The organism is Microbacterium sp. DT81.1, assembly GCF_049844955.1.
Classification (GTDB): Bacteria; Actinomycetota; Actinomycetes; order Actinomycetales; family Microbacteriaceae; genus Microbacterium.
Map to the genome: position 1 here is coordinate 300,400 of NZ_JBNCMA010000006.1, position 17,110 is coordinate 317,509.

Consider the following 17,110-nt stretch of genomic DNA (forward strand, 5'->3'; position numbering starts at 1 on the left):
CCTGAGCCCCTGAGCCCCCGCGCCCGTCGTCCCCCCCGTGCCCCCGAGCCGAAAGGACGCAACCTGCTGCTCCCAGGCATGCTGAGCCGCCGATTGCGTCCCTTCGCGATGGAAGGGGGAGGGGCTCGGGGCTCACGGGGAGCGGCCGGGAGGCCCCGGATAGGATGGGAGGGTCCGGCCCCCCGCGATCTTGGAGTTCAGCCGCGTGACACTTTCCACCCCGAACGCCGCTGCCGCGGCATCCGCCCACAAGCTTGACGCCGCCGCCGCCGCGGCATCCGCCCACAAGCTTGACGCCGCCGCCGCGGCATCCGCTCGCAAGCTCGCCGATACCGTCGAGAACGCCGAGGCGACCCCCGAACGGGATCAGCCGTATGCGGCGCTGGGCCTCAAGCCCGACGAGTACGCGAGCATCCGCGAGATCCTGGGTCGGCGCCCGACGAGCGGCGAGCTGGCCATGTACTCCGTGATGTGGTCGGAGCACTGCTCGTACAAGTCGAGCAAGATCTATCTCCGTCAGTTCGGCGAGAAGGTCAGCCCCAAGATGCGCGAGAAGCTCATGGTCGGCATTGGCCAGAACGCGGGCGTGGTGGATGTCGGTGAGGGCTGGGCTGTGACCTTCAAGGTCGAGTCGCACAACCACCCGAGCTACATCGAGCCGTTCCAGGGCGCCGCGACCGGCGTCGGCGGCATCGTTCGCGACATCATCTCGATGGGCGCCCGCCCCGTTGCGGTCATGGACCAGCTGCGCTTCGGGGCGATCGATGACCCGGACACCGCCCGCGTCGTCCATGGCGTGGTCAGCGGCATCTCGTTCTACGGCAACTGCCTCGGCCTGCCCAACATCGGCGGCGAGACGGTGTTCGACGCGGTCTACCAGGGCAACCCGCTCGTCAACGCCCTGGCCGTCGGCGTGATGCGCCACGAGGATATCAAGCTCGCCAACGCGAGCGGCGCCGGCAACCAGGTCGTGCTGTTCGGTGCCCGCACCGGCGGCGACGGGATCGGCGGCGCATCCATCCTCGCGTCCGACACGTTCGCCGACGGCGGTCCCACCAAGCGCCCCGCCGTGCAGGTGGGCGACCCCTTCGCCGAGAAGGTGCTCATCGAGTGCTGCCTCGAGCTGTACCGCGATGACCTCGTCGAGGCGATCCAGGATCTCGGTGCGGCCGGCATCTCGTGCGCCACGTCGGAGCTCGCCGCCAACGGCGGATCGGGCATGAAGGTCGACCTCGAGAAGGTGCTGCTGCGCGACCCCAGCCTGACGCCCGAAGAGATCCTGATGTCGGAGTCCCAGGAGCGCATGATGGCGATCGTGGCGCCCGAGAAACTCGACGCGTTCCTCGCCGTCACGGCGAAGTGGGATGTCGAGACGAGCGTGCTCGGCGAGGTCACCGGCGACGGACGCCTGGTCATCCACTGGCACGGCGAGGAGATCGTGAACGTCGATCCGTCGACGGTCGCGGTCGACGGTCCTGTATACGAGCGCCCGGTCGCCTACCCCGACTGGATCGACGCCCTGCGCGAGGACTCGGCGAGCGCGCTGCCCCGCACGGATGACGCCGACACCCTGCGCGCGCAGTTCGCGCAGCTGCTCTCCAGCCCCAACCTGGCCGACACGTCGTGGGTGACCAACCAGTACGACTACTACGTCATGGGCAACACGGCCCTCTCCTTCCCGGACGATGCCGGCATGATCCGCGTCGACGAGCAGTCCGGGCTGGGTTTCGCCATCGCGACCGACTGCAACGGGCGCTTCTGCCAGCTCGACCCCTACGAGGGCGCCAAGCTCGCCCTCGCGGAGGCGTATCGAAACGTCGCGGTGACCGGTGCGATCCCGACGGCCGTGACGGACTGCCTGAACTTCGGCAGCCCCGAGAACCCCGACGTGATGTGGCAGTTCCAGCGCGCGGTCGAGGGCCTCTCGGACGGATGCCTCGAGCTCGAGATCCCGGTCACCGGCGGCAACGTCTCGTTCTACAACCAGACAGGCGACACCCCGATCTTCCCGACTCCCGTCGTCGGCGTGCTCGGCATCATCGATGACGTGGCCCGGCGCGTTCCGAGCGGATGGCAGGACCCCGGCGAGAACATCTACCTGCTCGGCGTGACCTCGACCGAGCTGAGCGGCTCGGCCTGGGCCGGCACCGTGCACGGGCACCTCGGAGGGCGGCCGCCGAAGGTCGACCTCGCCGGCGAGAAGCGGCTCGCGGAGCTGCTGCGCGCGGGAGCGGAGCAGTCGCTCATCTCCAGCGCACACGACCTCTCTGACGGCGGTCTCGGCCAGGCACTTGCCGAGGGCGTGCTGCGCTTCGGCGTCGGCGCACGCGTGTGGCTGCGCGAGATCATGGAGCGCGACGGGGTGGATGCCGCATCCGCGCTCTTCTCCGAGTCCACCGGCCGCGTGATCGTGACCGTGCCGCGCGAGGACGACGTGAAGTTCCGCGGGCTCTGCGACGGTCGCGGCTACCCGGTGCTGCGCATCGGTGTGACGGACACCCCGCCGTCCGGCGAGAGCGTGCTCGAGGTGCAGGGACTTTTCACCCTGCCGCTCTCCGAGCTGCGCGAACTGTCCACCGCGACGCTTCCGGCCGCCTTCGGCCCGACGGTGTCCGAGCCGTCGCCGACCCTAGACTGAACGGGTGATGGACGAAGACGAATCCGTATACTCCGACGCCCGCCAGAAGCGCATCCGGGTGGTGGCCTGGGTGGTCATCGCTTCACTCGTGCTCGTCGGCGGCGGAGCGACGGTCTTCGCCCTGCTCTTCGGCTGACGACGGCCGCGTCGGCGACTTCCTGAGCACTTGCCCGAACCCCGGCACGGCGCAACGCGCGCGGTTACCATGTCGGTATGGAGCCGGTCTTCGCGCTGTTCGAGGCCTGGTGGTGGGCAGCCCCCGCCACCGTCGGGCTCGGTGTCGCCTCCTACAGCGCCTTGACCGCCGGACGTCGCCGCCAGCGCCGCCTCGAAGTCGACGCAGCACGGCGGGAGGTGACCGCGGCCCATGCGGCGATCGTGGTGGCGCGCGCAGAAGCTCGTGCCGCGCACGCCCGGATGCTGACCGCACAGGCCGAGACCGGAACGTGGCTGCCCGGCTTCCTCTCCGCGCCCGAGGCGCACCGCGAGCTGCAGGCCGCCAGGCGCGCGCAGCGAGCCGCGGTGACGACCCTTCGTGCCAAGCGCATGGCCGTGAGTGCGGCGCGTGCGCGCATGGCCGCCGCGACGCGGGATCCCTCTGCCGCTCCGCTCGCCGCGCTGATGACCCGGCACGACGCCGTGACGGCACGCTGGCTCGACTACGAGACGGATGTCGCGAAGCTCATCGCCTTCCCGCAGATGACCGACGCCCGGCATCCGAGCACCGCGGCCTTCCTCGTGCGCCGCGCGGAGGCATCCCGCCTGCGCCCCGCTTCGGCGCGCGCACGCGTGACCACGGTGGAGTTCGCGACCTACCGGGATGCGGTCCACGCCCTGGAGGCGGCCTTCGGAGTCGCGGAACAGGACGCGCGTCGGTCGGTTCCACGCGGATAGCATGAGGGTGTGGAGCCGTTCTGGCAGTTCATCGGCGGGTTCTGGTGGCTGATCTTTCCCTTGATGGGGGTCGCCGGCGGTGTCGGGCGCGCCTGGCAGAAGGCCCTTGATCGGCGGCACAAGCGGCGTATTGAGATCCTGCACGCGAAGAGCGAGTACAAGGCGGCGCAGGCCGCCGCACGGGCAACGACCGGACCGATCGGGCTCCGAGGCAAGCCGGAGGTCGAATCGCAGGTCACACGGCTGCAGCGGCTCATGGACGCACACGACGAGGTCACGCAGCGGTGGCTGACGTACGAACTGGATGTCGCCAAGCTCATCGCCTTCCCCGCGATGAGCGATGGCCGGCAGCCCCTCACCGCCGCGTTCCTCCGCGCGAAGAAGGTGGCCGATCGGCTGCGGCCCGTGTCCGCCCGCGTGAAGATCGACGCGGCGTCCCTCGCCGAGTACCGCGAGGCGGTGAACGACTACGAGGTGGCCTTCGACGTCGCGGAGAAGGATGCGCGGCGCCTGCGTGACTCGACGTTCACCGAGGCGGAGCGCCGGCGCCTCGACACGGCGAAGCAGCTCCTCAGCGTGGCGATCGACGAAGCGGCGACTCCGGCCGAACGGCAGCTCGCGTACCGCCGGGTGCGTCAGGAGCTCGATGGGCTGATCTCGCTCTCGGATGAGGCGGTCGAGGTCCTCGAGAAGAAGGTCGCGCTCGAGCTGACGACGGGCGCCGTCGACCCGGCGAACCCCGCGGGGTCTGCCGACCAGACGCCCGCTCCCCGCGCGGCGCCGGCGCCGCCCCCCAAGCCATGGGCCGCCCCGCCGCGACCCGGCGGTTCGGGTCCGGCGAACCCCTGGCCGGTCCCCAGCCGGGGCACGAAGCCCCCGACGTCTCCCTAGCCGCTCCGCTCGAGCGTCCCGCTCGGCTCGCCCAGGCCGTCCGCTCGCCCGTCCTCCCCGTCGTCCATGGGACGCCCAAAGAGCGCGTTCCGTGCGAACGGGAAACCTCGGCATCCGGCAGTTGACGTCCCGTTGGTTCTGTGGTTAGTTGGTTCAGTAAGTAACCAGTACAGAGCGGAGACCCGCGCGTGATCGAAGAAGGCAGAGCGCTCTTCCTCCAGATCGCGGAGCAGGTCGAGGACTCGATCATCGACGGGGCGCTCCCCGAAGACGGGCAGGCCCCGTCGACGAACGAACTTGCCGCGTTCTACCGCATCAACCCGGCGACGGCAGCGAAAGGCATCGGCATGCTGGTCGACAAAGGCATCCTCTACAAGCGCCGTGGCATCGGCATGTTCGTCGCCCCAGGCGCCCGCGACTCCCTCCTCGCGGAGCGCCGTGAAGCGTTCGCCGCCCGTTTCATCGACCCGCTCCTGCTCGAGGCGCGCAAGCTCGCGCTCGACGCGGACGAGCTGGCCACCCTCATCCGCGCGCGGAAACCCCTGACCGCGGAATCCCCCGCCACAGAAGGGACCTCATCATGACGAGCGTCATCGAGGTGAACGGATTGACGAAGCGCTATCGCGAGACCACGGCTGTGGATGACGTGAGCTTCACCATCGAGAAGGACACGATCTACGGCCTGCTCGGCCGCAACGGCGCCGGCAAGACCACGGTCATGTCGATCCTCACCGCACAGAACTTCGCAACGAGCGGCGAGGTGCGCGTCTTCGGCCAGAATCCGTACGAGAACGCACACGTGCTCTCGCGCATGTGCTTCGTGCGGGAGAGTCAGAAGTACCCCGACGACGCCAAGCCGTCGCATGCGCTCCGCGCCGCATCCCTGTTCTTCCCTCACTGGGATCAGGCACTGGCGGACCGGCTCGTCGATGACTTCCAGCTGCCCCTCAACCGGCGCATCAAGAAGCTGTCCCGCGGGCAGCTCTCCGCGGTCGGTGTCATCATCGGCATCGCCTCGCGCGCCGAGATCACGTTCTTCGACGAGCCGTACCTCGGGCTCGACGCGGTCGCACGGCAGATCTTCTACGACCGCCTGCTCGCGGACTACGCGGAGCACCCGCGCACGGTCATCCTGTCGTCGCACCTGATCGACGAGGTCTCCAACCTCATCGAGCGCGTGCTCGTCATCGACCGCGGGCGCATCATCATCGACGAGCAGACCGACGCCATCCGCGACCGCGCCGCCAACATCGTGGGCGACACGGCGGCGGTCGACGCCTTCGTGGCCGGCCGCGAGGTCATCCATCGCGAGAGCATGGGACGGGTCTCGTCAGTGACGGTGCTCGGCGCCCTGTCGAGCGCCGACCGCGCCCGGCTGACCGAGGCGGGGCTCGATGTGGCGCCCGTCTCCCTCCAGCAGCTCATCGTCCGCACCACGCAGCACGTCGGCGGCGAGGCCGCGGCGGCCGCCGTCGGATCCGATGGCACCGACACGAAGGAGGCGCTGCGATGACCCGCACGCTCAACGTCGTCCGCATGCAGCTGATCAACCGCCAGACCTTCGTCTGGGTGCCGCTGCTCATACTGGGCGGCTCCCTCGCCCTGACGCTGATCATCTTCTCCTTCATTCCCTACGAAGGCGCGAAGTACGGCGGGGCGGCGCAGTCCACCTACTGGTACTTCCTCGCGCTCGGTGTGCTGGCGATGTCCGCCACCTTCCCGTTCTCCCAGGCGATGAGCGTGACGAGGCGCGAGTTCTACCTCGGCACGCTCGCGACGGCAGCGCTGGCCTCCGGCATCCTGGCGGCCCTCTTCATCGTCGGCGGGTTCCTCGAGCAGGCCACGAACGGCTGGGGCCTCAACGGCTACTACTTCTACATCGAGGCCATGTGGGCGGACGGGTGGTGGGCTGCCTGGTTCACGTGGTTCGTCATCGGGATGCTGTTCTTCGTGATCGGATTCTGGGCGGCCACGATCTTCAAGCGGTGGGGCACCTTCGTTCTGACGGCGATCCTGATCGGAATCGGCGCCCTCCTCGTCGGCGCCATGTGGATCATCGGCAACCTGGACGCCTGGGCGCAGGTGTTCGCGTGGTTCGGCGAGCAGGGCACCCTCGGCCTGTCGGCGTGGGCGCTCCTGCTCACGGCGGCGCTCGCCGGTATCTCCTACCTCACGCTGCGTCGAACCACTCCCTGACCGCCGTTGCTCCGGCGCGATCGGTCGCCCTGATTCACTCGCTCCGCCGCCCTATCGGTGCCCCAACTTCGGAGAATGTCACGGACTTCGGGGGGTTCCCTCGGAATCCTCCGAAGTTCGCTGCATTCTCCGAAGTACGTGAGGGGTGGGATGCCGCGGCGGCCGGACGGCTCAGCGCAGCGGCACCTTCACGTCGCTGCCGCCCTCGTGCGTCAGCCTCGACCCCATCTGCACCAGGCTCGCCTGGTCGACGAAGCCCCCCGCGAAGAGCGCCTGACCCTGGGCGAAGCCCGGGCTGCGCCCGAGGAGCGACTCGGGAGCGTAGCCGAACACGTCGCCGAGCTCGTCGAGGTCACGGGGGGAGCTCATCCGCATCAGGGCGAGGTTGTCGCACTGCGACAGCGCGTTCGGGTGCACCTTCGACGGCCGCTGCGTCGAAAGCAGGAGCCATAGTCCGTACTTCCGACCCTCGGCGGCGATCTGCACGATCCGTTCGGTGAGCAGCCGCTGCACGGGCGTGCTGGGTTCCGGGGTGCACAGATTGTGCGCCTCGTCGATGACGATGAGCCGCCCGATGCGCTGCTCACGGTTGTCCCAGAGGTGATCGAGCACGGCGAGCGCGGCGGACCGCGACTCGGCCTGGGTCGGGAAGCCGCCGAGGTCGATCACGGTCGCGTCCGGCCGCTCCTCGATGTCTTCGATGACGTTGCGGTGACCCCACGCCCAGAGCTCCCAATCGGCGACGCCGAGGTTCTCGAGGCGCATCGCGAGCCGACGGCGAATCGGGTCGTCCGAGCCCTTGAGGAACGCGACGAGCTGCCCGTGGCCGAATGACTCGGGCAGTCGCCCCGACGGCTGCAGGGCGGTCAGCTCCGCTTCGAGGCGCAGCATCGCATTGAAGTCCTCGGCGTCGTTCAGCGGATCGACCTGGAGGATCGCGGCGCGCGAGCGCACCGGCATCCTCAGGAACTGGACGTGCAGCGGCTCCCCGCCCGCTCCCGATGGGCGGAAGACGCGGATGTCTCGCTTGGCCAGCTCCACCGCTTCGGCCGCGGGCGCATCCTTCCTGATCTCGCCGAGCCGCACGAAGTCCGAGTTGGGGTCGAGGATGACGAGCGGGAGCTGAGTGTGCAGCAGCACCTGCTCGAGCAGCACCCCCAGGGCGTAGGTCTTGCCGGACCCGCTCTGCCCGCACCAGAAGGTATGCCGGTTCAGCTTGGCGGCGAGCACGTGCGATGGTGCCGCGTCTTCCGATTCGAGGAGGGTGCCGATGCGCAGTTCGTTGGCCATCTTCGAATGCTAGAGGGGCTCGGTCGTCTCCGCGGCGGCCACGTGGTGACGGATGACTTCGGCGACGACGAAAGTGAACCACTTCTGGGCGAACTCCGGGTCGAGTTCGGCATCCAGGGCGAGGGCACGCAGCCGCGCGAGCTGCTGCTCCTCCCGCGCGGGGTCGGATGCCGGCATCCCGTGCTTCGCCTTGAGCTCGCCGACCTCCTTCGTGCACTTGAAGCGCTCGGCCAGCAGGTAGACCAGCGTGGCGTCGATGTTGTCGATGCTGCCGCGCAGCCGCTGCAGAGTCGCGGTGGGGTCCTCGGAATCGTTCATCGGTCCTCCTCGTTCGACGATATCGCCCCGCGGCGCGTTCACTTTCATGGAGATCGGGTGGCGACCGCGATCGAGCGCCGGGCCTACAGTGTGACCATGAGCGATGGCACCCCCTCTTCCGTTCCACTCGCAGCCTCGCCGGCCGCCGGCACCGATCTGGCCCCCGCATCTCCCGTGGCGCCCCTCACGACAGGCGGACCGGGCGCCGTGTCCACCTATCCCGAACCGCCGATCTCGCGGTTCTGGGCGAGGCTCGACAGTCCGTTCGGAGTCGGCTTCCTTCTGACACTCGGTGGGCTCGGGGCGCTGGCGATCGGGGCGGCCTTCATCAACCTGTCGACGATCTTCATCTACATCGCGTTCGCGATGTTCGCCGCGCTGGGGCTTGACCCCGTGATCAAATTCCTCGAGCGGCACAACGTCAAGCGCGGCCTGGCCGTGCTGATCATCTTCTTCGTCTTCGCCGTCATCGTCATCGGCCTGCTGTGGCTGGTCGTCCCCACGCTGGTCGACCAGATCACCTCATTCATCGATGACTTCCCCCAGACGGTGAAGAACTTCCAGGATTCGGACTTCTTCGCTTGGCTGGAGGGGATCTTCGGCACGGGCCTGTCGTCACTGGTGACCGACGCCGAGAAGTTCCTCACCGATCCGGCGAACATCGCCGCCATCGGAGGTGGTGCCCTGAAGATCGGGGCGGGCATCGCGACTGCCATATCCGGCGGGCTCATCGTCGTGGTGCTGACCCTCTACTTCGTGCTGTCGCTCTCGGGGATCAAGGCGTCGTTCGTCCAGTTCGCGGCGGCCCGCAACCGCCCGAAGGCGCGCTCGATGATCGATCAGATCACCGAGTCGGTCGGCGGCTACCTGATGGGCATGGTGATCCTGGCGTTCTGCAACTCGGTGATCGCCTTCACGCTGCACCTCGTGCTCCAACTGCCGTTCCCGCTGCTGATGGGCGTGCTCGCGTTCTGCATCACGATCATCCCGCTCGTCGGGCCGGTGCTCTACTGGATCACCGCGACGATCCTCGCTCTGTTTACGAGCCCGCTCTCGGCCCTGATCTTCGCGATCTGCTACCTGATCTACATCCAGATCGAGGCTTACGTGCTCACCCCCAAGGTGATGAGCAAGGCCATCGAGATCCCGGGCTCGCTGGTCGTGATCGGCGCGCTCATCGGCGGCACCCTGCTCGGCCTGCTCGGCGCCCTGATCGCGATCCCGGTGACCGCGTCGATACTCCTGATCATCAAACAGGTGTTCCTGCCGCGGCAGGACGCCAAGATCTAGCCCCGAGCGCATATCCGCGACGCGGGGACCGGCCCAGCAGCGAAACGGGGATCGGCACAGCCGCGAGACGGGGACCGGCCCAGCCGCGAGACGGGGACCGGCACAGCCGCGAGGCGGGGATCGGCTCAGCCGCGAGGCGGGGATCGGCTCAGCCGACCGGCAGCAGCATCGTCGGCGAGGGCGCCTCGGCACGGTACCGCACGCGACCCGGCACACCGGTGCGGAGGTCGAGGGTGAGCGACGTCACGTCGTTCGAGCGCTGCCCGGCGACGAGCAGGGTGTCGCGCTGGATGATGTGATGCCGGGGCCAGTCCACGCCCGATTCGACGAGGGCGACCGGCTCCACGGTCTCGCCCGCACCGCGCACCCGCACGGTGGCGATCGTGTTGCTGCCCCTCAGCCCCGCGTAGAGGAAGTCGCCATCGCGCGAGGACGCGAGCTCCGCGGCGGTGTCGCCGGCCATCGCCGCGAGCGACGCGCCGCCCAGCAGAACCCAGCGGCCCTCGCGGTTGCGACCGAGCGTGAAGACCTCGCACGAGTACTCCGTCACAACGTGCAGGTGACCGCTCGGATGCACCACCATGTGCCGTGGCCCGCTTCCGCTCGGCAGCACGATCTCGTGATCGGGGCGCAGTCCGGATGCCGTGGGCCGCCAGACGCGCACCAGATCGAAGCCGAGATCCGTCGTGGCGACGCGGCCGTCGGGAAGGAAGGCGGCGGAGTGGGCGTGCGAGACCCGCCCCGCTCCTTGGGGAGCCGCCGCAGGCGCGGCCGGTTCCTCCACCGAGCGGCCCTCCTCGGCCGCCGCGAGCGACGCGCGGAAGTCACGCAGAAGCCCGGCCCCGTCATCCGCGGGCGCCGACGCCTCACCGAGGACGAAGTTCGCCGGCATGTCCTCGCCGGGCAGGGCGTACGGATCCGCGGCGGGCGCGCCCGCGACCGGGTTCGACGGCGTGCCCGCGGCATCCAGCGACACGCGCACGACGCGCCCGTCGCCGTAGCAGCTCGCGATCAGCGAGCCCCCGTCGGGTGCGACGGCGATGTGGCACACGTTCTCGCCGACCTCGACGGCAGGTCCCAGCCTGGCGAGGGTCGCCTCGCCGGTGCGCGTGAAGGCGGCGACCTTTCCGATCCCCTCCAGCGCGGCGTAGACGACGTCGGCGGATGGATGCCGGGCCAGCCACGACGGCGAAGGCGCGGGTGCCGCGGCGCCTTCGTAGGTCAGTGGGCCGCCGGCGGACGCGTCGTCCATCGATCCCGCGAGCAGCGCGCCCACACCGTCCGCGCCGCCTCCCATGTCGGCGGTGTAGCCGCCGGTCCAGAACCGCATCAGCGTCCCTGCTCCGGCAGTGTCGGTCCCAGAGCTCGTCGAACGGTCCGGTCTCGGTGGTTCGACAAGGTCGCCAACCGGATGGGGAGGGGCATCAGTCGATCAGATCGTGGCGCACGATCACCGCGTCACGAGAGGCACCGACACCGATGACGGAGATGCGGGTTCCGCTCATCTCCTCGAGCGCGAGCACATAGTCCTGGGCCTCGAGCGGCAGGTCCTCGAAGGTGCGCGCCCCGGAGATGTCCTGCTTCCAGCCGGGGAAGCTCTCGAGGATGGGCCGTGCGTGGTGGAAGTCCGTCTGGTTGACGGGCACCTCATCGAAGCGCGTGCCGTCGACGTCGTAGGCGACGCAGACCGGGATCTCGTCGAGGCCCGTGAGGATGTCGAGCTTGGTCAGCACGAGATCGGTGATGCCGTTCACACGGGTGGCGTAGCGGGTCATCGGTGCGTCGTACCAGCCGACGCGGCGGGGGCGGCCGGTCGTCGTCCCGAACTCGAAGCCGCGCGAGCGCAGCCACTCGCCCTGCTCGTCGAACAGCTCCGTCGGGAAGGGCCCGGCCCCGACACGGGTCGTGTACGCCTTGACGATGCCGACGATGCGATCGAGTCGGTTCGGGGCGACGCCGGATCCGGTCGCCGCGCCGCCGCTCGTAGCCGAGGACGAGGTGACGAACGGATACGTGCCGTGATCGACATCCAGCATCGTCGCCTGACCGCCCTCGAACACCACCACGTCGCCCGCGTCCAGGGCGTCGTTGAGCAGCAGGCCGGTGTCGGCGACCATGGGCCGCAGGCGCTCGGCATAGGCCAGCAGTTCTTCGACGACCTCGTCGACGGTGATCGCGCGGCGGTTGAACACCTTGACGAGCAGGTGGTTCTTCTGGTCGAGGGCGCCGTCGACCTTCTGGCGCAGGATGTTCTCGTCGAAGAGATCCTGCACGCGGATGCCGACGCGGTTGATCTTGTCGGCGTACGAGGGCCCGATGCCGCGCCCGGTGGTGCCGATCTGCCGCTTGCCGAGGAAGCGCTCGGTCACCCGGTCGAGCACGCGGTGGTACTGCGTGATCAGATGCGCGTTGGCGCTCACCTTGAGCCGAGAGGTGTCCACGCCGCGGGCGTGCAGCGCCTCGAGCTCCGCGAAGAGCACCTCGAGGTCGATGACGACGCCGTTGCCGATCACCGGCGTCACACCGGGGGAGAGGATGCCGGAGGGCAGCAGGTGCAGGGCGTACTTCTCGTCGCCGATGACGACGGTGTGGCCGGCATTGTTGCCGCCGTTGAACTTCACGACCCAGTCGGTGCGGTCACCCAGCAGGTCGGTGGCCTTGCCCTTGCCCTCGTCCCCCCATTGCACTCCGACGATGACGATGGCGGGCATATTCACTCCTCGGGAAGGATCCGACGGTACACCCCATCCTATCGGGCGGCCCCGATGCGGCCGGGGATGCCCATCAGCCGGCCGAGTGCTTGACTGGGACGCATGTCCTCCCGATGGCGCGAAACGGCCTTGACCCGGATGCTCGGGATCGACCTGCCGATCGTGCTCGGAGCGTTCGGCGGAGCGTCGAGCATCGCGCTGACCGCCGCCGTGAGCAACGGGGGCGGACTCGGGTCCTACGGCCTCTATGGATACGGTCGTGAGCGCATTCTCGGCACGGCGGCGGAGCTGCGGAATGCCACCACCCGGCCGTTCGCGCTGAACCTGTGGCTGCCGCACCGCGGGCCCGGCGAGGAGGAACCGGGCTCCGCGTTCTCTTGGGACCGGTTCGGTGCCGCCGCGGAGCGACTGGCCCCCCTGTTCGCCGAGGTCGGCATGACACCGCCTTCCGAGGCTCCCGCCGCCTATCTGCCCGCGTTCGACGAGCAGCTGGACGCCGTGCTCGAAGCGCGCCCTGCCGTGCTGAGCGTTGTCTTCGGCGTGCCCGACGCCGCGACGGTCGACGCGTGCCACGCCCGCGGCATCCGCGTGATCGGCACGGCGACGACGGTCGACGAAGCCGTCGCGCTCGCACGCGGAGGAGTGGATGCCGTCGTCGCGAGCGGCATGGAGGCGGGCGGCCATCGCGTGTCGTTCCTGCGCCCGGCCGAGGAGTCGCTGGTGGGCACCTTCGCCCTCGTGCCGCAGGTCGTCGACGCGATCGATGTGCCGGTGATCGCCGCGGGAGGCATCGCCGACGCCCGCGGAGTCGCGGCGGCGCTGGTGCTCGGTGCGTCGGGGGCGATGATCGGCACCGCCTTCCTCGCGACGGAGCAGAGCGGCACCTCGGGGGCCCACCGCGACGCGCTGCGCTCGAGCGCGGCCGCGGAGACCGTGCTGACCCGGGCGATGAGCGGCCGGCTGGCGCGCGGCATCCCGAACCGTGCCACTCGCGAGATCACAGGTCCGGCGCCCTTCCCGCTGCAGAACTGGCTCACGGGGCTGTTCCGGGCGCGCGCCGCCGAGCTCGGTCGCACGGACTTGCTGTCGCTGTGGGCGGGACAGGCGGCGAGCCTTGTCCGCGAGCGGGACGCGTCCGCCTTGCTGCGGGACCTCGCGGCCGGAGTGGACGTGCTGCTTCCCGAGTGAAGCCGGCGCGGCATCCCGTCCTCGGGCGTCGGCGCGGCATCCGCTCGGCGGGCGGCGGCGACGCATCGTATCCTTGAGCGTCGGCGCGGCATCCGGCCGTCGACGCGATCCCTGTCGCTAGTCTGGCGAGTAATCCACGAAGGGTCTCGCCATGGGTTATGCCTTCTTCCGCGCCGCCGGCGCCCTCCTCGGCCTTGCGGCGATCATCGCCCAGCTCGCGCGGAGCGTGCAGAACGCGCTGGCGAGCAGCACGGACTACGGCTCCCACCTGCCGACCGTGATCGCCAACTTCCTGAGCTTCTTCACGATCCAGTCCAACGTGCTCGCCGTCGTGACGCTCGCCATCGGCGCCGTCTGGGCGTGGACGAAGGGCCGAGACGAGGACACCGAGCCCCGGTGGTTCGCCATCCTGCTCGCCTGCACGACCACCTACATGCTCGTGACCGGCGTGGTCTACAACACGCTGCTGCGCAACGTCGAATTGCCGCAGGGCGTCACGGTGCCCTGGTCGAACGAGGTGCTGCACGTCGTCATCCCGCTCGTGCTGCTCGTGGATCTCTTCTTCGCGCCCAAGCGCCGGGCGCTGCCGTGGCGCGCGGTCTGGATCATCGTCGCCTACCCGATCGTGTGGGTCCTCTACACGCTCGTGCGGGCGAACCTCATCATCGCCCCGGCGACCGGCAACGCGTGGTGGTACCCGTATCCATTCCTCGACCCGAACGGTCCTGGCGGCTTCCGAAGCGTCGTCGTCTACGTGATCGCGATCGCCGTCGGCATCATCGTCTTCGGGTTCTTCGTCATCTGGGCCGGCCGCTGGCGGCACGAGCGCGTCAAGGCCGAATTCGCCACGATGTGACGGAGGGCAGAGGCCTCAGGACGCGCGCCGCGGAGCCCGGCGCTCACGGCGGAGCCCCGTGAGGGGCCGCATCCGCCCCTCACTAGACTTGGGGCATGTCGAAGGTCCTTACTTCCCTGCCCGTCGGCGAACGCGTCGGCATCGCCTTCTCTGGGGGTCTCGACACCTCGGTCGCCGTCGCGTGGATGCGCGACAAGGGCGCCGTCCCCTGCACATACACCGGTGATCTCGGGCAGTACGACGAGCCCGACATCGATGCCGTGCCCGATCGCGCGCTGGAGTACGGCGCCGAACTCTCACGCCTGGTGGACTGCAAGGCGGCGCTCGTCGAAGAGGGGCTCGTCGCCCTCGCGTGCGGCGCCTTCCACATCCGCTCGGGCGGCAAGACCTACTTCAACACGACGCCGCTGGGCCGTGCCGTCACCGGCACGCTTCTCGTGCGTGCCATGAGGGAGGACGGCGTCGACATCTGGGGCGACGGCTCCACCTACAAGGGCAACGACATCGAGCGGTTCTACCGCTACGGCCTGCTCGCCAACCCGCGCCTGCGCATCTACAAGCCATGGCTCGACGCCGACTTCGTCACGCAGCTGGGCGGCCGGAGCGAGATGAGCCAGTGGCTCGTCGAGCACGGATTCCCCTATCGGGACTCCGCCGAGAAGGCCTATTCGACCGACGCCAACATCTGGGGCGCCACCCACGAGGCGAAGACGCTCGAGCACCTGAACGTCTCGCTCGAGACCGTCGAGCCGATCATGGGCGTGCGGTTCTGGGATTCCTCCGTCGAGGTGCCGACCGAGGACGTCACCGTCACCTTCTTCGAGGGCCGCCCTGTGGCGATCGACGGCGACGAGTTCGGCGATGCGGTCGCCCTGGTGCGAAAGGCCAACGAGATCGGCGGCCGCCACGGCCTCGGCATGAGCGACCAGATCGAGAACCGAATCATCGAGGCGAAGAGCCGGGGCATCTACGAGGCACCCGGCATGGCGCTGCTGCACATCGCGTACGAGCGGCTGCTGAACGGCATCCACAACGAAGACACCGTCGCGAACTACCACGCCGAGGGCCGGCGGCTCGGACGCCTGATGTACGAGGGCCGATGGCTGGACCCGCAGGCGCTCATGCTGCGCGAATCGATCGACAAGTGGGTCGGGTCATCGGTGACGGGGTCGGTCACCGTGCGGCTGCGCCGCGGCGACGACTACACGATCCTCGACACCTCCGGACCGTCGCTGTCCTACTCGCCCGAGAAGCTCTCCATGGAGCGCGTCGGCGACGCCGCCTTCGGTCCCACCGACCGCATCGGCCAGCTCACCATGCGCAACCTCGACATCGCGGACTCCCGTGCGCGACTCGAGCAGTATGCCGCGCAGGGCATCATCGGCGGTGCCACCGCGGCACTGGTCGGCAGCGTGACGGAGGGCGAAGCCCTCGAGATCCTGGGCTCCGGTGCCCCGCAGGATGCGGATGCCGAGGCCCTCGAGGACGCCATCGAAGCGGCATCCGACTCGGCCATGTACGACGCCGGCACCGACTGACCCGTGTAGTTCGCTCGACGCGCCACGCGCGCTTCCGGTACCTGTGTTCCGCGCGGGCACCCCCCGGTACATAGGGGGCACGGGGCCGCGCCCTTCGGTACATGCGGAATCGTGTCGCGAGCACAACGGCGGGTTTCCTCCGCGACACGCCGTCTGCCCCCGCCTGTTTCCGGCGCGTCGCCGCCAATCCCCGCCGTTGTGCACGAAATGGCGCTACTTGAGTACTTGCGTAATGACTCAAGTACGCGTACGTTGAGGACATGACAGACGACCTCAGCGCGACGTTCGCGGCCCTCGCCGACCCGACAAGGCGCGCGATCCTCGAGCGGCTGTCGCGGGGTGAGGCGACGATCGGCGAACTGGCCGAGCCGTTCGACCTCAGCCTGCCCGCGGTCTCGCGGCACATCACCGTGCTCGAGCAGGCGGGGCTCGTGATCAAGCACCGACACGCGCAGCAGCGCTCGTGCCGCATCGAGCCCGCCAGACTGCGGGATGCCGAGGACTGGATCGGCCGCTACCGCTCGTTCTTCGAGGAGCGCTTCGACCGTCTGGGGCGTCAGCTCGCCGGGCTCACGGCATCCGACCGACCACTTGCAGATCCGATGAATCAGAAGGAGACACGATCGTGACCGAGACGCAGATCCAGCGCGAGATCAGCATCCGCAGGCATTTCGACGCTCCGCCGAGCGCGGTCTTCCGTGCGTGGACCGACCCCGATCACCTCGGCTGGTTCCTGAATCCGGAGCAGCCGCGCCCCGAGCAGCCCATCGAGGTCGACCTCCGCGTGGGCGGCGCCTGGCGGGTGCCGATGGTGATCGATGCCCAGACCGCGTACACGACCGGAGGCATCTACCTCGAACTCGAGCGCGACCGCCGCATCGTCTTCGCGTGGGGCGCGGTGGACGGATGGCCGGAGCTCGACCCTGAGGACCTGGGCGCCGGTCCCGTGGGCACGGTCGAGCTGGTGGATGCCGGGGGCGGCACCGACGCGACCTTCTCCCTGACACTGCCCGACCACCTCTCCGAGGCCGCCGCGCAGCGGTGGCTCGATCTCGGCATCCGCGAAGGCTGGACCATGACGATCGCGCGGCTGCACCTCTGACCTGTCCGACCATCGCGAAAGGACGCGAACGGCGGTTTCGCGCCGCCTGAAGACGCAGATCGCGTCCCTTCGGCAACTGAGGAGGACGCGATCGCCTTCGCCCTATGGGAGAGAGCGATCCCATTCGGGTTCACCCGGGATACGATGCCTGGGCGCACATGCACCCGAATCGTGGGCGTGAGATTCACCGTGCACGAG

Annotated in this window: 17 protein-coding genes; 13 read left to right on the forward strand and 4 right to left on the reverse strand. The window is 69.2% G+C overall.

Translation table 11 applies throughout. The features are described from left to right. The first annotated feature begins 205 nt into the window (after window positions 1–205). From purL to ACLQ2Q_RS17260, 7 genes are all read left to right on the forward strand, one after another. On the forward strand, window positions 206–2,638 hold the full coding sequence (gene purL, locus ACLQ2Q_RS17230) for a phosphoribosylformylglycinamidine synthase subunit PurL (RefSeq protein WP_425822113.1): 2,433 nt from the start codon (window positions 206–208) through the stop codon (window positions 2,636–2,638). A 4-nt stretch (window positions 2,639–2,642) separates the two neighbouring features. Continuing rightward, the gene (locus tag ACLQ2Q_RS17235) at window positions 2,643–2,774 is read left to right on the forward strand and encodes a hypothetical protein (RefSeq protein ID WP_425822338.1); all 132 of its coding nucleotides are present in this window, start codon (window positions 2,643–2,645) and stop codon (window positions 2,772–2,774) included. A 77-nt stretch (window positions 2,775–2,851) separates the two neighbouring features. Continuing rightward, complete coding sequence (locus ACLQ2Q_RS17240) at window positions 2,852–3,532, forward strand: hypothetical protein (RefSeq protein WP_425822115.1); 681 nt, start codon at window positions 2,852–2,854, stop codon at window positions 3,530–3,532. Between the two features lie 9 nt (window positions 3,533–3,541). Continuing rightward, the gene (locus ACLQ2Q_RS17245; RefSeq protein WP_425822117.1) at window positions 3,542–4,423 is read left to right on the forward strand and encodes a hypothetical protein; all 882 of its coding nucleotides are present in this window, start codon (window positions 3,542–3,544) and stop codon (window positions 4,421–4,423) included. A 188-nt stretch (window positions 4,424–4,611) separates the two neighbouring features. Beyond that, complete coding sequence (locus ACLQ2Q_RS17250) at window positions 4,612–5,007, forward strand: GntR family transcriptional regulator (protein ID WP_425822119.1); 396 nt, start codon at window positions 4,612–4,614, stop codon at window positions 5,005–5,007. Beyond that, window positions 5,004–5,936, forward strand: a complete 933-nt coding sequence (locus ACLQ2Q_RS17255; protein WP_425822121.1) for an ABC transporter ATP-binding protein — start codon at window positions 5,004–5,006, stop codon at window positions 5,934–5,936. Before ACLQ2Q_RS17250 ends, ACLQ2Q_RS17255 begins: the two co-directional genes overlap by 4 nt. Beyond that, on the forward strand, window positions 5,933–6,619 hold the full coding sequence (locus ACLQ2Q_RS17260) for a hypothetical protein (RefSeq protein ID WP_425822123.1): 687 nt from the start codon (window positions 5,933–5,935) through the stop codon (window positions 6,617–6,619). The genes ACLQ2Q_RS17255 and ACLQ2Q_RS17260 overlap by 4 nt, the downstream gene beginning before the upstream one ends. A 171-nt stretch (window positions 6,620–6,790) precedes the next feature. Here ACLQ2Q_RS17260 and ACLQ2Q_RS17265 read toward each other — a convergent pair whose 3' ends face one another. After that, window positions 6,791–7,909 (reverse strand): ATP-binding protein, encoded by a 1,119-nt coding sequence (locus ACLQ2Q_RS17265; RefSeq protein WP_425822125.1) that lies wholly within the window; start codon window positions 7,907–7,909, stop codon window positions 6,791–6,793. A 9-nt stretch (window positions 7,910–7,918) separates the two neighbouring features. Next, on the reverse strand, window positions 7,919–8,227 hold the full coding sequence (locus ACLQ2Q_RS17270; protein WP_425822127.1) for a chorismate mutase: 309 nt from the start codon (window positions 8,225–8,227) through the stop codon (window positions 7,919–7,921). A 96-nt stretch (window positions 8,228–8,323) separates the two neighbouring features. Here ACLQ2Q_RS17270 and ACLQ2Q_RS17275 point away from each other — a divergent pair, with 96 nt between their 5' ends. After that, on the forward strand, window positions 8,324–9,517 hold the full coding sequence (locus ACLQ2Q_RS17275) for an AI-2E family transporter (RefSeq protein WP_425822129.1): 1,194 nt from the start codon (window positions 8,324–8,326) through the stop codon (window positions 9,515–9,517). 148 nt (window positions 9,518–9,665) lie between these two features. Here the strand turns inward: ACLQ2Q_RS17275 and ACLQ2Q_RS17280 are convergent, their stop codons facing one another. Next, window positions 9,666–10,847 (reverse strand): lactonase family protein, encoded by a 1,182-nt coding sequence (locus ACLQ2Q_RS17280; protein ID WP_425822131.1) that lies wholly within the window; start codon window positions 10,845–10,847, stop codon window positions 9,666–9,668. 94 nt (window positions 10,848–10,941) lie between these two features. Continuing rightward, window positions 10,942–12,228, reverse strand: coding sequence for an adenylosuccinate synthase (locus ACLQ2Q_RS17285; protein ID WP_425822133.1), 1,287 nt, complete (start codon window positions 12,226–12,228; stop codon window positions 10,942–10,944). A gap of 102 nt (window positions 12,229–12,330) precedes the next feature. On the opposite strand from ACLQ2Q_RS17285, the gene ACLQ2Q_RS17290 reads away from it, so the two are divergent. The 5 genes from ACLQ2Q_RS17290 to ACLQ2Q_RS17310 all read left to right on the forward strand — a co-directional run bounded on the left by ACLQ2Q_RS17290 (window position 12,331) and on the right by ACLQ2Q_RS17310 (window position 16,912). Beyond that, on the forward strand, window positions 12,331–13,416 hold the full coding sequence (locus ACLQ2Q_RS17290) for an NAD(P)H-dependent flavin oxidoreductase (RefSeq protein ID WP_425822135.1): 1,086 nt from the start codon (window positions 12,331–12,333) through the stop codon (window positions 13,414–13,416). Between the two features lie 151 nt (window positions 13,417–13,567). Continuing rightward, window positions 13,568–14,272 (forward strand): Pr6Pr family membrane protein, encoded by a 705-nt coding sequence (locus tag ACLQ2Q_RS17295; RefSeq protein ID WP_425822137.1) that lies wholly within the window; start codon window positions 13,568–13,570, stop codon window positions 14,270–14,272. 95 nt (window positions 14,273–14,367) lie between these two features. Beyond that, a complete protein-coding gene (gene argG, locus ACLQ2Q_RS17300; RefSeq protein ID WP_425822139.1) occupies window positions 14,368–15,810 on the forward strand; it encodes an argininosuccinate synthase in 1,443 nt (480 codons plus the stop codon). Window positions 15,811–16,070: 260 nt separating this feature from the next. Beyond that, a complete protein-coding gene (locus ACLQ2Q_RS17305; RefSeq protein WP_425822141.1) occupies window positions 16,071–16,439 on the forward strand; it encodes an ArsR/SmtB family transcription factor in 369 nt (122 codons plus the stop codon). Beyond that, window positions 16,436–16,912 carry an SRPBCC family protein gene (locus tag ACLQ2Q_RS17310; RefSeq protein ID WP_425822143.1) on the forward strand — a complete coding sequence of 159 codons (477 nt, stop codon included), beginning with the start codon at window positions 16,436–16,438 and terminating at the stop codon, window positions 16,910–16,912. The genes ACLQ2Q_RS17305 and ACLQ2Q_RS17310 overlap by 4 nt, the downstream gene beginning before the upstream one ends. Window positions 16,913–17,110: the final 198 nt, after the last annotated feature.

What these genes read in the sequence shown, in the direction of transcription:
- ACLQ2Q_RS17240 (WP_425822115.1), top strand. Translation starts at nt 2,852, where the DNA reads ATGGAGCCGGTCTTCGCGCTGTTCGAGGCCTGGTGGTGGGCAGCCCCC.
- ACLQ2Q_RS17255 (WP_425822121.1), top strand. Translation starts at nt 5,004, where the DNA reads ATGACGAGCGTCATCGAGGTGAACGGATTGACGAAGCGCTATCGCGAG.
- ACLQ2Q_RS17260 (WP_425822123.1), top strand. Translation starts at nt 5,933, where the DNA reads ATGACCCGCACGCTCAACGTCGTCCGCATGCAGCTGATCAACCGCCAG.
- ACLQ2Q_RS17265 (WP_425822125.1), bottom strand. Translation starts at nt 7,909, where the DNA reads ATGGCCAACGAACTGCGCATCGGCACCCTCCTCGAATCGGAAGACGCG.
- ACLQ2Q_RS17270 (WP_425822127.1), bottom strand. Translation starts at nt 8,227, where the DNA reads ATGAACGATTCCGAGGACCCCACCGCGACTCTGCAGCGGCTGCGCGGC.
- ACLQ2Q_RS17275 (WP_425822129.1), top strand. Translation starts at nt 8,324, where the DNA reads ATGAGCGATGGCACCCCCTCTTCCGTTCCACTCGCAGCCTCGCCGGCC.
- ACLQ2Q_RS17280 (WP_425822131.1), bottom strand. Translation starts at nt 10,847, where the DNA reads ATGCGGTTCTGGACCGGCGGCTACACCGCCGACATGGGAGGCGGCGCG.
- ACLQ2Q_RS17285 (WP_425822133.1), bottom strand. Translation starts at nt 12,228, where the DNA reads ATGCCCGCCATCGTCATCGTCGGAGTGCAATGGGGGGACGAGGGCAAG.
- ACLQ2Q_RS17290 (WP_425822135.1), top strand. Translation starts at nt 12,331, where the DNA reads ATGTCCTCCCGATGGCGCGAAACGGCCTTGACCCGGATGCTCGGGATC.
- ACLQ2Q_RS17295 (WP_425822137.1), top strand. Translation starts at nt 13,568, where the DNA reads ATGGGTTATGCCTTCTTCCGCGCCGCCGGCGCCCTCCTCGGCCTTGCG.
- argG (WP_425822139.1), top strand. Translation starts at nt 14,368, where the DNA reads ATGTCGAAGGTCCTTACTTCCCTGCCCGTCGGCGAACGCGTCGGCATC.
- ACLQ2Q_RS17305 (WP_425822141.1), top strand. Translation starts at nt 16,071, where the DNA reads ATGACAGACGACCTCAGCGCGACGTTCGCGGCCCTCGCCGACCCGACA.